We start from the raw sequence: 13,825 nt of genomic DNA, 5'->3' as shown, positions 1-13,825 counted from the left end.
AGTCTGGGCTCAGCCCGGTGCAGCGGCAGGCTGCTTTGCCTTGGCCTCGATCTGGCCGATCGCGTCAACCACCGCATCGAAGGTCAGCAGCGTCGAGGCGTGGCGCGCCTTGTAGTCGCGGACCGGCTCGAGGAATTTGATTTCCTCCCATTTGCCTTCAGGAGGCGATCCATTCTCTTTCAGCATCTTGCGAACGGTCTCGCGTAACTCACGGAGTTCGCTTGCAGTCGAGCCGACCACGTGACTTGCCATGATGGATGAAGAAGCCTGTCCGAGAGCGCAGGCCTTCACGTCATGTGCGAAGTCGGTGACGGTGTCCCCATCCATCTTGAGGTCGATCTTCACGGTCGAGCCGCACAACTTGGAGTGGGCCGTCGCGGTGGCATCGGGGGCCGACAGCCGTCCGAGACGCGGAATATTGCCGGCCAGCTCGATGATCCGCTTGTTATAGATGTCGTTCAGCATGTGATGGAGTCCAACACTTACGGGCCGGATCGGCCTTGGCGGGCGCCGTCCACGGTCCTATATAGGGTCGGAACTGGCGGAAAAACAGTCCGGCGGTGCGTCGGCGGTGATCCAGATCTGCGCTGCCGGCGTTATTGCCAAGTGACCTCTTTCGCCAAATACTGTGCTCTTCAGGCGTCCGGCGGCTTGTCCGCCCCGTCTGCCGGTGACACTCCGGCCGCAAGGCCGTCGAACGGAGTAGACATGGACGCTGCAATCAAATCCATCCGCCCCAGCAAGTCCGCCGACAAGCAGCTCGAGAGCCGCCCGGCTGAGCTTGATCCTGCCGAATTCCTTGCGGCCGCCGTCCGCGCCGACCAACCGCGCCCCGCGCGCGCCGAGGCGGAAGCAGCCGTGAAGACGCTGCTTGCCTATATCGGCGAGAACACCGAGCGCGAAGGCCTGCTCGACACGCCGCGCCGCGTGGTCGAGGCGTTCGATGAGCTCTATCAGGGCTACCACCAGTGCCCGGCGGAGGTGCTCGACCGCACCTTCGGCGAGACCGCCGGCTACGACGACTTCGTGCTGGTCCGCGACATCGAGTTCACCTCGCAGTGCGAGCATCACATGATGCCGTTCTACGGCAAGGCGCACATCGCCTATACGCCGGTGGAACGCGTTGTCGGCCTGTCCAAGCTTGCGCGTTTGACCGATATCTTCGCCCGCCGGCTCCAGACCCAGGAGCATCTGACGGCGCAGATCGCAGCCGCGATCGACGAGATCCTGAAGCCCCGCGGTGTTGCCGTGCTGATCGAGGCCGAGCATACCTGCATGTCGGTGCGCGGCGTCGCCAAACATGGCGCCTCCACCTTCACCAGCCGCTACACCGGCATGTTTCGCGACAATCCGGCGGAGCAGGCCCGGTTCCTGTCCATGGTGCGAGGCTTGACGCGCTGACCTCGCGAACAACTGGCGAGATTTGTGGTGTCCGCTCACTCCCATGAGATCGAGGAAGACCTGACCTTCCTCCCCAAGTTCGACGCCGCTGGCCTCGTGACGGTCGTCGCGACCGACGTTGCCACCGGCGACGTTCTGATGGTCGCCCACATGAATGACGAGGCGCTGCGCAAGACCATTGCGACTGGCGAGGCCTGGTACTTCAGCCGCTCGCGCAATGCCTTGTGGCGAAAAGGTGAGACCTCAGGTCAGACCCAGCGCGCGGTCGAGATCCGCACCGATTGCGACCAGGACGCGATCTGGCTCCGCGTCGAGCAGATTGGGGCTGCCTGCCACACCGGCCGCCGGTCCTGCTTCTATCGCAAGGTCGAGGCCGAGGCCGGTGGGGCGAAGCTGGTGTTCGTCGATGCAGACAGGCTGTTCGACCCGCACGACGTCTACAAGAAATAGGGCTCGTATCCTGTCGGGCTCCGGAATGACGGCGGCCGCCGAATTAACCCCGCATTAACCATAACTGTCCCACGGTGAGGCGATCAGGCGTCCGAATTGCCGGCGCCGTCCAAAGCCGCGCGGGGCGGGCACTCCACTATGTCGGTCGACAATTCCAGTGCCTCGCAGACAGCGGCAACCGACGGCTTGAAGCGCGTCGCTGGCGCGATCAAGCAGGGTTCGAGTCAGACCGGCGTCAGCTTTCAGTACATGCTGACCACTGCCAAGATGGAATCGGATTTCGATCCTTCCGCCGGTGCGAGCACCTCGTCCGCCCACGGCCTCTATCAGTTCATCGACCAGACCTGGCTCGGCACGGTGAAGGAGGCGGGCCCCCAGCTCGGCTATGGCAATTATTCCGACGCCATCACCAGGACCTCGTCTGGCACCTACACAGTCGATGATCCCTTCATGAAGCGCTCGATCATGAAGCTGCGCGATGATCCGGAGGCCGCATCCAGCATGGCGGCCGCGCTGACGCAATCCAACAGTTTCAAGCTCACTGGTCTCCTCGGCCGCAGGCCGTCCGACAGCGAGCTCTATATGGCGCATTTCATGGGCGTCGGTGGCGCGGCGAAACTGATCGCCAATGCCGAGGACAATCCGCAAGCGGTCGGTGCGCGCCTGTTTCCCAATGCGGCGTCCGCCAACCGCTCGATCTTCTATGCCAAGGATGGTCGTGCGCGCAGCGTCTCCGAAGTCTATTCGGTGCTGAATGCGCGCTACGCCAGCGCCGCGAATGCGAAGTCGACGCGCACGGCGATGGCGATGTATGGCGACACGCCGTCGACCACGCAGGTTGCCGCCGCCAACGGCGTGCAGCCCACTGCGCCGATGGTCAATAACGCCTCCTATCTCCAGACCTTTCCGGACTCACGTTCGGTGACGCCGGTGAGCGCGACATCGTCGACGACGGTGGCCGACAATACGCCGACCGCACCGGTGTTTCGCTCTATCTATCAGCCGGGCGATGCGACGCAGCCGGTCTCGACCACGGTGCAGAAATTATGGGGCAACAACGCTTCGCTGACGTCCGTCGCGTCCACGACGCCTGACGTGCGGCCGCCGCAACCGCTCGATCTCTTCAGCGATCGCAGCGGCATGTTCTCGAGCTAGCGCTCTGCCGCGCCGTCGCGCGGCTTCCACTTCTTAATAAATCATCAATAAAACCAGCCGCTTATGGTGAACGCTTTGTTAAGCGTCGTGGTTTATTTTGTGTTGCAGGTGACGCGTCGTCACCGTTTCGTTTTTTCGTTGCGTAAGCCGGAAGCAGCATGATTGTTCGGCAGTTCATCAATTGGATCAGGACCGCGCCCGCAGGTGAACGGGCGGAGGCAACGCGGGCATTGGCCCGGGCCTGGCTGATCTCGGATCTTTCCCACGACGACCGCGTCGCCGCCGAAGGCGCGCTGCTGATGCTGCTCGACGATCCCTCGCCGCTGGTTCGGCAGGCGATGGCCGAGGCCTTTGCGCGCAGCACCGATGCGCCGGCGTCGATCGTGCGAGCGCTGTCGGCGGACCAGCCGACCGTGGCGCTGCCGGTGCTCGAACATTCGCCGCTGCTGATCGATGCCGATCTCGTCGATATCGTCGCGACCGGCAATGACGAGGTGCAATGCGCGGTCGCGCGCCGCATCGCGCTCCCGGTCTCGGTCTGCGCCGCCATCGCCGAGGTCGGCTGCGCGGCTGCCGCACTCGAGCTGATCGAAAATCCGCACGCCGAGCTCGCGCCGTTCTCCTGGACGCGCATTGTCGAGCGTCACGGCCATCTCGCGGCGATCCGCGAGGCAATGCTGGTGCTGGACGACATTCCGGCCGCAACACGTGCCGCGTTGGTCGCAAAGCTCTCCGAGACCCTCGCGCAATTCGTCGTGGCGCGGAACTGGCTGAGCGCTGACCGCGCCGAACGTATGACGTTGGAAGCGCGTGACCGCTCCACCATCAACATCGCAGCACGCTCGCGCGGCGAGGACATGCAGGGCCTAGTGAAGCACCTGCGCATCACCGGCCAGCTCACTGCGGGCCTGATCCTGCGCGCGCTGCTGTCGAGCAATCTCGATCTGTTTGATGCGTCACTCGCTGAACTCGCCGATCTGCCGCTCGCGCGCGTCTCCGCGCTGCTGCACGATCGCGGCGGCAACAGCCTGCAGGCGTTGCTCCGTCGCGCCGGATTGCCGGAGGCGACGTTCGCGGCATTCCAGGTGGCTCTCGATGCCTGCCACGAGCAGGGTTTTGTCGATACCGACGACACTGCAGCCCGGCTGCGTCGGCGCATGGTCGAGCGCGTCCTCACCCATTGCGAAACCGACCGCGGCGCCACCGAGCCGCTCATGGTCCTGCTGCGCCGCTTCGCCACGGAATCCGCGCGCGAGGAGGCGCGGCTGTTCTGCGACGAGCTGGTCGCGGAGGATACGATCGAACCGGTGTATGATGATCTGATCGCGGCGTAGCGAGATGCCTTAGGGTGGGTTAGCCAAGCGGCTGCGCGAAGCGCAGTTCGCACGGCGTAACCCACCTCTTTGCTTTCCACGCGGATAGAGACGTGGTGGGTTACGCTGCGCTAACCCACCCTACAATCTGGGCAACGACGAGAGCGTACTACTCCGCCGGCACGATGCTCGGTGCCAGGATCACTTCGAGATGCTCGGGGCGGTCGCGGTTGACGTCGGCGAGATAGTCGTCGGCGACCTTGCGCAGGCGGCGGCTGAGTTCGGCGGAGACGCTGATGCTGTCGAGCTTGGTGTTCTCGTGCACGATGGCGAGGATGGCGTTGATGTGGTGCGTGAACAGCTCGGCTGGCACTCTTTCCAGATCCGGCGCGTGTTCGATGACGCGGCAGAGGCTCTCGGCGACCCCGGCGGCGGCCGGAAAGCCGAACGTCGCGGCGTCGCCCTTGATGTCGTGCGCGGCATGAAACAGTTCGTCGCGCCGTTCCTTGCTGAAGCCGTCGTTGCGGATGGCAACATAAGCAGTTGACAGCCGGTTGACCTCGGTCGTCATCCAGCTCTTGAACTCGCCGGACAGGCCTGCCAGCGCCTGCTCGGCGCGGCCGACCGGATCGTCCATGTCCTTTTCCTCGACCCGGCGCAGGACTTTACGCAGCGGATTGGGCTGCGTGATGACGTGATGCGTGGCGAAGGCCTTGACCTCGATATCCTTTGCGCTGTTCTTCGCCATGATGCCTGCCTTGTCGGGTCTGACGTTGCGCTAGATAGAGGAGCGGGCCTTGTCGAGCAGCGAAGGCTGCTGGAGCACCTCGTGCTTTTCGCCGACACGGCGCTCCGGGCCCATATAGGCGGAGTTGGTGTTGCGGCGACGGTCCGGGCCGAAATAGGTCTTGGTCTTGATGAAGGGCCGGGGACTGGCGACCACGTTGAGAATGCGCTGGTAGAGACCCTTGGCCGAGATCGGCTTGGCCAGGAATTCGGTGACGCCGGCATCGCGCGCGACGGTGACGCGGCGTTTCTCGGAATGGCCGGTCAGCATGATGATCGGCGCGTAAGGATTGCCCTTGGATTCCGGCTGCCGGATCATCTGCGCGAGTTCGAGCCCGTCGAAGATCGGCATTGCCCAGTCGGTGATGACGATATCAGGCACGTAATGGCTGTACATTTCCAGCGCCGTGGCGCCGTCCTCGGCCTCGTATACCTCGCGCGCGCCGAACGAATGCAGCAGCGTCCGCAGGATGCGGCGCATGTGCGGATTATCGTCGCAGACGAGGAAGCGCAGCTTGTTGAAGTCGATGCGGAACATGGCGCCCGGGCCGAAGCGGTCAATCTTCGTTAACCATATCGTGCCGAGGGTTAACGAAGGGTTGCCGCCAGGCGCCCGGGCAGTGGCTTAATTCCCGAATTGCTCGCGCAAAATGCGCTCTTCCAGGCTGTGGCCGGGGTCGAACAGCATGCGCATCGAGATGGTCTTGTCGGACAGGATTTCGACGCGCCGGACCCTGCGCACCTCTTCATGGTCGGCGACCGCCGCCACGGGGCGCTTGTCGTCTTCGAGCACCTCGATCACGACATAGGCGGTGTTGGGGAGCAGGGCGCCGCGCCAGCGCCGCGGCCGGAAGGCACTGATCGGCGTCAGTGCCAGCAGCGCCGCGTTGATCGGCAGGATAGGGCCCTGCGCCGACAGATTGTAGGCGGTCGAGCCTGCCGGCGTCGCCACGATGATGCCGTCGGCGATCAACTCCGGCATCCGCTCGCGCTCGTCGATCAGGATGCGCAGGCGAGCCGCCTGGGAGGTCTGCCGGAACAAATAGACCTCGTTGATGGCGTGGTGCAGATGGACGCGATCGTTGACGTCGGTCGCGCGCATCAGAAGCGGGTTGATCTCGGATTCATGCGCCGCCTCGAGCCGCGCGCGCAGGTCGTGCGTCGAGTATTCGTTCATCAGGAAGCCGACGGTGCCGCGGTGCATGCCGTAGATCGGCTTGCCCGAGCGCATATGCTGGTGCAGCGTCTGGAGCATCAGCCCGTCGCCGCCGAGCGCGACCACGACGTCGGCTTCGTCAGGATTGCAATTGCCATATTGCGCCGTGAGCTGATGGAAGGCGGCCTCTGCCTCGCTGCTCGGGCTGGCGACGAAGGCGATCCGGTCGTATCGCGTTGGCTTGGTCATGGCTTCCGGGCACTGGCTCAAGAAAGTTCCGCCGAGGTCGTCTATACGACCTGGGCCTGTATTGTCGAGGATGACGGGCTGGCAAGGCAAACGCGGGGGGCCATGCATGGTGGTTCTGGGCAAAAATCGGCCCCAAAAGCCGGCCCCAACCGTCCGGTCCCCCAAACTGTCGCAATTGGCGGCTAGAGCTGTGACCAACGAGTTGCGCGCGCGAGCGGGGCAGGGAGAACGATCATGGTCATGAGCTTGCCGGTGCTGCGCCGTGCGGGGCTGGTGCTGGCGGTCTCGACGTTCGCGGTCGCAGGCCTGGCGCGCGCAGACGATCCACCGCAGCCGCGCAACGAGACTGCCGCGCCGGCGGGACAGAAGGGCGGACGGGGCGGCAACGCGCAGAATTCGGCGCAGGCCTCGCCATCCGCCGCCGATCAGCACCGTTTGCCCGCAGACTCGACCACGAAGCAGACGCTCGATCTGCCCGGCCGAACGCTCAGCTTTGCCGCGACCGCCGGCTCCATCCGCGTGTTCGACGACAAGGGCGAGTCGCTCGCCGACATCGCCACGACGTCCTATGAGCTCGACGGCGCCGACCGCGCCACGCGTCCGGTGACATTCCTGTTCAATGGCGGGCCCGGCGCGTCCTCGGCATGGCTCCAGTTCGGTGCGGCAGGGCCATGGCGGCTGCCGCTCGACGGCGAGGGACTATCGCCGTCAGCCTCGCCCGAGGTGAAGCCGAACGCGGAAACCTGGCTCGACTTCACCGATCTCGTCTTCATCGATCCCGTCGGCACTGGTTACAGCCGTCTCATTGCGAGCGGCGAGGATGCCCGCAAGCGGTTCTATTCGGTCGACGGCGACGTCAATTCGATCGCGCTCGTCATTCGGCGCTGGCTCGAGAAGCACAACAGGCTGACCTCGCCGAAATATGTCGCGGGCGAAAGCTATGGCGGTATCCGTGGGCCGAAGGTCGTGCGGCAATTGCAGATCCAGCACGGCGTCGGCGTCAGGGGCCTGGTGCTGGTGTCGCCGCTTCTCGATTTCCGCGAGTTCACCGGCACGAGCCTCTTGCAATATGTCGCGACCTTGCCGAGTTACGTGGCGGTCGCGCGCGAAGCCAAGGGGCCGGTCAAGCGCGCTGATCTCGCCGACGTTGAGGCCTACGCACGCGGGGAATTCTTAGCCGATCTCGTCAAGGGTGAGGCGGACACGGAAGCTTCCAATCGTGTTGCCGACAAGGTCGCGGAGCTCACGGGCATCGATCAGGGGGTAAGCCGCAGGCTCGACGGCCGCTTCGACATCAGCGAATTCCGCCGCGAACTCGATCGCAGGAACGGCATGGTGACCGGACGCTACGACGGATCGGTTCGTGGTCTCGATCCCTATCCGGATTCAAGCGGCTCGCGCTTTGGCGACCCCTCGGGCGATGTGCTGCAGGCGCCGCTGACGAGTGCTGCCGTCGATGTGCTCACGCGAAAACTCAACTGGCGGCCGGATGGCTCCTACGAAGTCCTCAACGGAGCTGTCGAGCGCAGCTGGGATTTCGGCGGCGGCATCAACCCGCCGCAATCCCTGTCGGAGCTGCGTCAGATCCTCGCGACCGATGCCAAGCTGAACGTGCTGGTCGCGCACGGCCTGTTTGATCTCGCCACGCCCTATTTCGGTACGAAGCGGGCCCTCGATCAGTTGCCCGCTTTCGTGACGTCGCGCGTCAAGTTCGTCGTCTATCCCGGCGGGCACATGTTCTATTCGCGCGACGGTTCGCGGCAGGCGCTTCGGGGCGAGGTCGAGACGCTTATCCGGGAGTAGGCCGGCGTTTACGCGGCGGGTAGTGCCGCGCGATCTCGCGCGCGACGACGGTTGCCGGTTTGACGTTGGCGCCAGCGATCCAGATGTCGCTGATCCTGCCGCGCTTGTCGCGGGTGCGGCGCACCGGCTCGCCGTGGCTCGAATAACCGGCAGCCCACACAAGTTTGCCGGCGTCGCGGCCAGTGACCTCGATTTCGCCGGAATCCATGAACGGGTTGTTGAACTGGGGATTGGCGATGAGCACGCGGTTGCCCGCAGGCACGAAATCCGTCGCGCCCCAGATCGTCCACCAGCGACCGGTCCAGTCGCGCACGCGCCGGTCGGGTGCGCCGCGCGTCTTGAAGACGCGCAGGATCTGCATCGCGCCGTCCATCCAGAGCGGCGCTACGCCGTCGATGGAGTTACTCAGGATGCTGATCGCCAGCTCGCATTCGGGAATCGAGCAGGTTCGGGAGATATAGCCCTGGAAGCCGCCGCCATGGCCGAACCAGTCCCAGCCGTCGGTCTTGCCGGCGTTGACGCCGAGGCCGTAATAGGCCTCGAAGCTCTGCGGGACACGCCATTGATGTCGCGTCATCTCGCGGCGGCTCGCGACCGACAGCACGCTCTTTCTGGCATTGGGCGCGAGTTGCGCGAAGAAGCGCGCGGTATCCGCGGCGGTGGCGACGAAGCCCGCGGCTGACGCCATTGCGTGGGCCGGATTGTCGCCTGGGATCACGCAGCGCTCGCCGAACGGCAGCTTTCGCGTATGGCCGCGCGCAAACAGCGCGCCTTTCGGAAGCGGTGCATTCGGCTCGGTCTCGCGAAGGCCTGCAGGCTCGATGATCTCGCGCTTGATCCAGGCGGAATAGGGCTCCTTCGTGATCGCCTCGATGACGAGGCCCATCAGGGCAAAGCCGTGGTTCGAATATTTGAAACGCGTGCCTGGCTCGATCGCGGTCGGCAGCTTCAACTCGGCAAGCAGCTCATTGGCGTTGAGATAGGGGCGGCTGTCGATGAACTGGCCGGAATCGGCGCCGTCGCGCGTCAGGCCGGCGCTGTGCGAGAGCACCTGCGCGATCGTGGTCTCGGCGACGCGCGGATGCAGGCCGCTGACATATTGGCCGACGGGATCGTCGAGCCTGAGCTTGCGCTGCTCGCGCAGCTTCATGAAGCCGGCCGACGTGAAGCTCTTCGAGTGCGAGGCGATGCGGAAACGGTGGCGAGGTGTGAGCTTCTCGCCGGTGTCGAGATTGGCGAGCCCGAAGGCATGCTCGGCGACGACCTCGCCGCGATGGACGAATGCAACCAGGACGCCGGGCTGCTGGAAGGTTGTCTGCTGGAATTCAATCCAGGAGCCGATGTAGTCGATCGCGGATCGCAGCCACGTGTCCATTGCGCTACCAATTGCGAGGGGATGGGTGCGCGAAAGCTAGCCGAGAAAGCGGAACGGGCACAACCCCAGGGGGTGTGCCCGTTCGCGTCGCAGGAAGATGCGGTGTCTTTAGTAGACGAGTGTCGCGCCGGTCGGCTTGTCGAGCGCTGCGGCCAGCGAGCGATATTCGGAGCTCTCGGTGCCGGCGAGCATGGCGATCTTGTTCAGGTGGTATTGCGCCTGTTCGCGGTTGCCCTGCTCGAGCTGCCAGAGGCCGTAATACTGCCAGGTGCGGACGTGGTTCGGATCGTCCTTGAGCGCGATCTCGTAATAGGCCTTCGACGACTGGTAGTCGCCGAGCTTGCGATAGGAGTAGCCGATCAGGTTCGCGACATCCGCGACGTCGTCACGCTTGAGCTGCTTCAACTGGCCGATCGCGTCCGTGTAGTCGTGCTTGTCGTAGATCGTGGTATAGGCGGTGCGATAGGCCGCGAGGAATTTGGGATCGCTGACGGAGGAGCTTTTCTTCTTGCCCTTCTTGGTCGAGGTATCCGACTTCGGTGGCGAGGAGGGCTCGTCACTGCCCGCGGCATAGGCGCTGGTCAGAGCCGGCCCGGCCGCCAAGGTCATGGCGACAAGTCCCGGCACAAGAAGCGTTGAGAGTTTGCGCATCTAAGTTCTCCCGAATGGAACGTGGCGATCCTACACGATTGCCCAAAGACCGGAACACCCGGCCGGCAAAAACATTCCCGGCCGTCCCGGGGCGATTGCGTTGCCTGGCCAAGATAACAAACTTGTCATCCAGATGAACGGAAGCTGGCCATGCGCTTCAGAACGGGTTCAGCGCGCGTCATCTAGGCTCTCCCCATGATCGAAGAGTTGGCGAGAGGGCGCCGCCTCAAGATCCTTCCAAGAGGAGACCACCATGTTGAAGACCATTTCCGCCGCCTTGCTCGCAGCTTCCGTCATCGCCGCCCCGGCCTTCGCCGCTGAAGCGGGCAAGACCACCACGACCGCGCCTGTGATCAAGGCGGACCAGACTCAGAGCAAGATCTCGACCACCGCTGCCAAGCCCGACGCCGGCGTCAAGACCGATGCCAAGACGACCGATGCCAAGACTGATGCCAAGACCGATGCCAAGACTGATGCCAAGACTGCCGACGTCAAGTCGGGCGCCAAGGTCGACAGCAAGGCGAAGGCGATGAACGCGAACGCTGCGGTCACGCCCGCCGAGCACAAGACCGTGCGGACGCATCGTCATCACTACAAGCATCTGTCGGCCAAGAAGTCGCTGAAGACCAACTCGGACCTCACCACCAAGCCGGTGACCACCGAGAAGCGCAGCTAACCACTGACCCCAGCGAGGCGGCATCCCTGGCATTGCCCCGCCGCCTCGCGCGGAGTTCAGGTCCGGCCCGTTCGTCATGCTTCGCGCGAAAGCGCGAGGCGTCGGCGGCGGGCCGGTGCGCCGTGTGCAAAAAGCGACAAGGACCTCGAAAACAACCCCATGCACAGTAGACGACGACAGATAAATCAATGGGTTGACGGATACTCATTTGCGGATTTTACGAATCCGGTTGACTCGTCGGGCAAAACATCTCTAGACATGCATCATTGCAACCTTGGGGCTGGAACACTCCAGGTCGAGTGAGCGGCGAGCGCGAACTGTGAGGGGATTGGCGAAACGCGCGGCGAGGCCGGCATTGATCCTGGCGCTGCCCCTGATGCTTGCGGCCTGCTTTGGCGGTGACGGTGATCGCCCATCGCTGATGGACGGCGGGCAAGCCGGTGGGCCTCAGCCATTCCCCGATAATTTTCGCAGCGACGCGCTGGCCCTGATCCATGCCTATCTCAACAATCCGGTCGGTGTGCGCGACGCCAGCATGGCGGATCCGGTGTTGCGGGAGGTTGGTGGGCGGCAGTTCTATATCAGCTGCCTGCGCTTCACGCCGCGTGAGAGCGACGGCAGCTACAAGGCGGTTCGCGAGCGCGCCGTCGTCTACGTCAACGGCCGTGGCGACCGCGTCGTCGACCGTGCCAACGAGCTCTGCGCCGGTGCGGTTTACGCACCCTTTCCAGAACTGGAAAAGATGGCGCGGTAGCGCAAAGCCGACCTTCATCGCGGGCTGCTAGAACCAGAGCCGCCGGAGCCGCTGCATCACATTTTGGCGAGCTTTGAACGGGGCGGTTTTGCCTCGCGACAAATCGTTACGGCTGGTCTTGCGGGGCGACGAAATCTGTCGGCGCAAGCCGACGTGGCGGAACAAAATCGCGATGTTGCCGCCCCGTCACAGTAACGAACGATCAACGTTCCGGCATCGCCGCGAAGCAACCAAATTCACGCCACGTTGTTTCCTGAGGGTCGATTTGAAAGAACGGGGACGATCATGAAGACGATTTTGCTCGGTGCCGCAGCTCTGCTGGCGCTGGCCGCACCGGCGGCCGCAGCCGACATGCAGCCGCGCACCTACACCAAGGCTCCGGCCTACACGCCGCCGCAGCTGATCTACAACTGGACCGGCTTCTACATCGGCGGCCATGTCGGCGGTGGCTTCGCCGGCGACACCACCTTCCAGTCCAGCAACGCCCGCTTCCTGGGTGGCGTGCAGGGCGGCTTCGACTACCAGTTCGCGCCCAACTGGGTCGTGGGTATCGAGGCCCAATATTCCTGGCTGCCGACCAACAACAACGGTGTCACGTTCCCGCTGGGCACGCAGGTGACGTCGAACACTGACCAGCTCGGGTCGGTGACCGGCCGCATCGGCTACACCTGGGGCCCGACGCTGCTCTACGCCAAGGGCGGTTACGCCTGGCGCAATGGCGGCCTCGGCGTCAACGTCGCCGGCGTGCCGCAAGCCTTCACGACCACCGGCAACAGCAAGGACGGCTACACCGTCGGCGCCGGCCTCGAATACATGTTCGCGCCGAACTGGTCGGCCAAGGCCGAGTACCAGTATTATAATTTCGGCAGCACCACGATCACCGGCGGTCCGGCCGACGTGGTCGGTGTCCGCGGCCGGGATGACGAGCATACCGTCAAGGTCGGTGTGAACTATCGTTTCGGCTGGGGCGGTCCGGCCGCCTCGCGCTACTGAGCCGGGAGCGGGCAAGGCCACGATCTGACCAAGACCGCGATCTGACAAAGGCCGGCTTCCCGCCGGCCTTTTCGTTTGGCCGGCGTGTTTGGATTGCGTGAACCATCTGGCGCGTCATTTGCAAGCAAACAGTCTGGCGCACGCGTTCTCACGCGTGTCACGGGGATCGGGTAAAGCAAAAATAATTTTTGCGACTTACGGAACTCGCGCTCCGGTACGCGTATTAGGGGATTACCGGGCTGGTGGGATGGCGAACATGCGTATCTTGGCGACGGTGGTGGTGGTCTCGTGCTTTGCCGCGCTGCCTTGCTCTGCCCAAACAATCCTCAAATCCGAGCCTCTGATGTTGGCACCTTACGAGGTCGCCTTCGTCAAGGACCTGTCCTGCCCGTATGGCAAGGTGCTGAAGGTCACCGGAGCGATCCGCGGGCTGCACCGCCGCAAGGCCTGCGTGGCGCTCGCCGGTGAGCAGGCTTCGCTGGCGACCGCGACGCCCTGAGCCCTCCGACCTTCGGGCGGGATCTTACGAGTTGAGCTGAAGCTCCATCCTGGATTCCCGGTCAGCGTCCGCCTTGTTCTTGGCGGGGTCTTCGCCTTGGGCAGCTTGGCAGGCTTTGATCTCATAGTCATTGTCGAGCACCCGGCGCGGACCGTGCCGCTCCTCGTCGGTGCTGATGTCCACGACCAGGCCGCTCCTTTGCGCAAGCTTCCAGACATCGGCTTCATCAGGATAGGCCTTGCTGATCTGGCTGTCGTTGCAGAACAGGGCGTAGGGCATGTCTGCCGCTCCCGGAAAGCGCATTAACGACTTCACGGAGAAGGGGTTCCGGCGCGATCACGGGGCCGTGATCGAAGCCGAAAGACCGCGGGCCTTGAGTCCTTAACGAGTCCTGAATCCGCGAAAAAAGATACTTTGGGACTCGTTTGGCGGAATCAGCGGATGTTTCCGGCCATGACGACCGACCTTAAAACCTGCTGCGGGCACATGCTGTTGCCACTGACGCTGGGATTGCTCGGCGCCTGTGCGGCCAATCTCTGGCTGGTCTGGTCGTGGCTATAAGTC

Annotated in this window: 16 protein-coding genes; 9 read left to right on the top strand and 7 right to left on the bottom strand. The window is 63.9% G+C overall.

The window, feature by feature from the left end; translation table 11 throughout:
• Nucleotides 1–9: 9 nt before the first annotated feature.
• Nucleotides 10–465 (bottom strand): iron-sulfur cluster assembly scaffold protein, encoded by a 456-nt coding sequence (locus M2427_RS11085; RefSeq protein WP_280706308.1) that lies wholly within the window; start codon nt 463–465, stop codon nt 10–12.
• Between the two features lie 243 nt (nt 466–708).
• Here M2427_RS11085 and folE point away from each other — a divergent pair, with 243 nt between their 5' ends.
• The 4 genes from folE (at nt 709) to M2427_RS11065 (ending at nt 4,340) form a co-directional block, all read left to right on the top strand.
• Nucleotides 709–1,401, top strand: coding sequence for a GTP cyclohydrolase I FolE (folE, locus tag M2427_RS11080; protein WP_280706307.1), 693 nt, complete (start codon nt 709–711; stop codon nt 1,399–1,401).
• A 27-nt stretch (nt 1,402–1,428) separates the two neighbouring features.
• Complete coding sequence (gene hisI, locus M2427_RS11075) at nt 1,429–1,851, top strand: phosphoribosyl-AMP cyclohydrolase (RefSeq protein ID WP_280706306.1); 423 nt, start codon at nt 1,429–1,431, stop codon at nt 1,849–1,851.
• 138 nt (nt 1,852–1,989) lie between these two features.
• Nucleotides 1,990–3,006, top strand: a complete 1,017-nt coding sequence (locus tag M2427_RS11070; protein WP_280706305.1) for a lytic transglycosylase domain-containing protein — start codon at nt 1,990–1,992, stop codon at nt 3,004–3,006.
• A gap of 158 nt (nt 3,007–3,164) precedes the next feature.
• Nucleotides 3,165–4,340 (top strand): DUF2336 domain-containing protein, encoded by a 1,176-nt coding sequence (locus tag M2427_RS11065; RefSeq protein ID WP_280706304.1) that lies wholly within the window; start codon nt 3,165–3,167, stop codon nt 4,338–4,340.
• A gap of 148 nt (nt 4,341–4,488) precedes the next feature.
• Here M2427_RS11065 and M2427_RS11060 read toward each other — a convergent pair whose 3' ends face one another.
• The 3 genes from M2427_RS11060 to M2427_RS11050 form a co-directional block, all read right to left on the bottom strand.
• Nucleotides 4,489–5,067 carry an Hpt domain-containing protein gene (locus tag M2427_RS11060; protein WP_280706303.1) on the bottom strand — a complete coding sequence of 193 codons (579 nt, stop codon included), beginning with the start codon at nt 5,065–5,067 and terminating at the stop codon, nt 4,489–4,491.
• 30 nt (nt 5,068–5,097) lie between these two features.
• A complete protein-coding gene (locus tag M2427_RS11055; RefSeq protein ID WP_008133731.1) occupies nt 5,098–5,643 on the bottom strand; it encodes a response regulator in 546 nt (181 codons plus the stop codon).
• 87 nt (nt 5,644–5,730) lie between these two features.
• Nucleotides 5,731–6,510: an NAD kinase gene (locus tag M2427_RS11050; RefSeq protein WP_280706302.1), complete on the bottom strand. Its 780-nt coding sequence runs from the start codon at nt 6,508–6,510 to the stop codon at nt 5,731–5,733.
• 234 nt (nt 6,511–6,744) lie between these two features.
• On the opposite strand from M2427_RS11050, the gene M2427_RS11045 reads away from it, so the two are divergent.
• Nucleotides 6,745–8,313 carry a peptidase S10 gene (locus M2427_RS11045; RefSeq protein ID WP_280706300.1) on the top strand — a complete coding sequence of 523 codons (1,569 nt, stop codon included), beginning with the start codon at nt 6,745–6,747 and terminating at the stop codon, nt 8,311–8,313.
• Here the strand turns inward: M2427_RS11045 and M2427_RS11040 are convergent.
• A complete protein-coding gene (locus tag M2427_RS11040) occupies nt 8,300–9,688 on the bottom strand; it encodes a serine hydrolase domain-containing protein (RefSeq protein WP_280706299.1) in 1,389 nt (462 codons plus the stop codon). The genes M2427_RS11045 and M2427_RS11040 overlap by 14 nt on opposite strands.
• Before the next feature lie 108 nt (nt 9,689–9,796).
• A complete protein-coding gene (locus M2427_RS11035) occupies nt 9,797–10,339 on the bottom strand; it encodes a tetratricopeptide repeat protein (RefSeq protein ID WP_280706298.1) in 543 nt (180 codons plus the stop codon).
• A gap of 253 nt (nt 10,340–10,592) precedes the next feature.
• Between M2427_RS11035 and M2427_RS11030 the strand changes: the two genes are divergently transcribed.
• From M2427_RS11030 to M2427_RS11015, 4 genes are all read left to right on the top strand, one after another.
• Nucleotides 10,593–11,015, top strand: a complete 423-nt coding sequence (locus M2427_RS11030) for a hypothetical protein (RefSeq protein WP_280706297.1) — start codon at nt 10,593–10,595, stop codon at nt 11,013–11,015.
• A gap of 358 nt (nt 11,016–11,373) precedes the next feature.
• Nucleotides 11,374–11,769: a hypothetical protein gene (locus M2427_RS11025; protein ID WP_280706427.1), complete on the top strand. Its 396-nt coding sequence runs from the start codon at nt 11,374–11,376 to the stop codon at nt 11,767–11,769.
• 285 nt (nt 11,770–12,054) lie between these two features.
• The gene (locus tag M2427_RS11020) at nt 12,055–12,762 is read left to right on the top strand and encodes an outer membrane beta-barrel protein (protein WP_280706296.1); all 708 of its coding nucleotides are present in this window, start codon (nt 12,055–12,057) and stop codon (nt 12,760–12,762) included.
• A 256-nt stretch (nt 12,763–13,018) separates the two neighbouring features.
• Complete coding sequence (locus tag M2427_RS11015; protein ID WP_280706295.1) at nt 13,019–13,261, top strand: DUF6719 family protein; 243 nt, start codon at nt 13,019–13,021, stop codon at nt 13,259–13,261.
• Between the two features lie 24 nt (nt 13,262–13,285).
• On the opposite strand, the gene M2427_RS11010 is transcribed toward M2427_RS11015, so the two are convergent.
• Nucleotides 13,286–13,540 (bottom strand): hypothetical protein, encoded by a 255-nt coding sequence (locus tag M2427_RS11010; protein ID WP_280706294.1) that lies wholly within the window; start codon nt 13,538–13,540, stop codon nt 13,286–13,288.
• Nucleotides 13,541–13,825 lie beyond the last annotated feature (285 nt).

Source organism: Bradyrhizobium sp. BR13661 (assembly GCF_029892425.1).
Taxonomy (GTDB): Bacteria; Pseudomonadota; Alphaproteobacteria; order Rhizobiales; family Xanthobacteraceae; genus Bradyrhizobium.
Note: the sequence above shows the minus strand (reverse complement) of the source record. Positions and strands in the feature narration are given on the sequence as shown.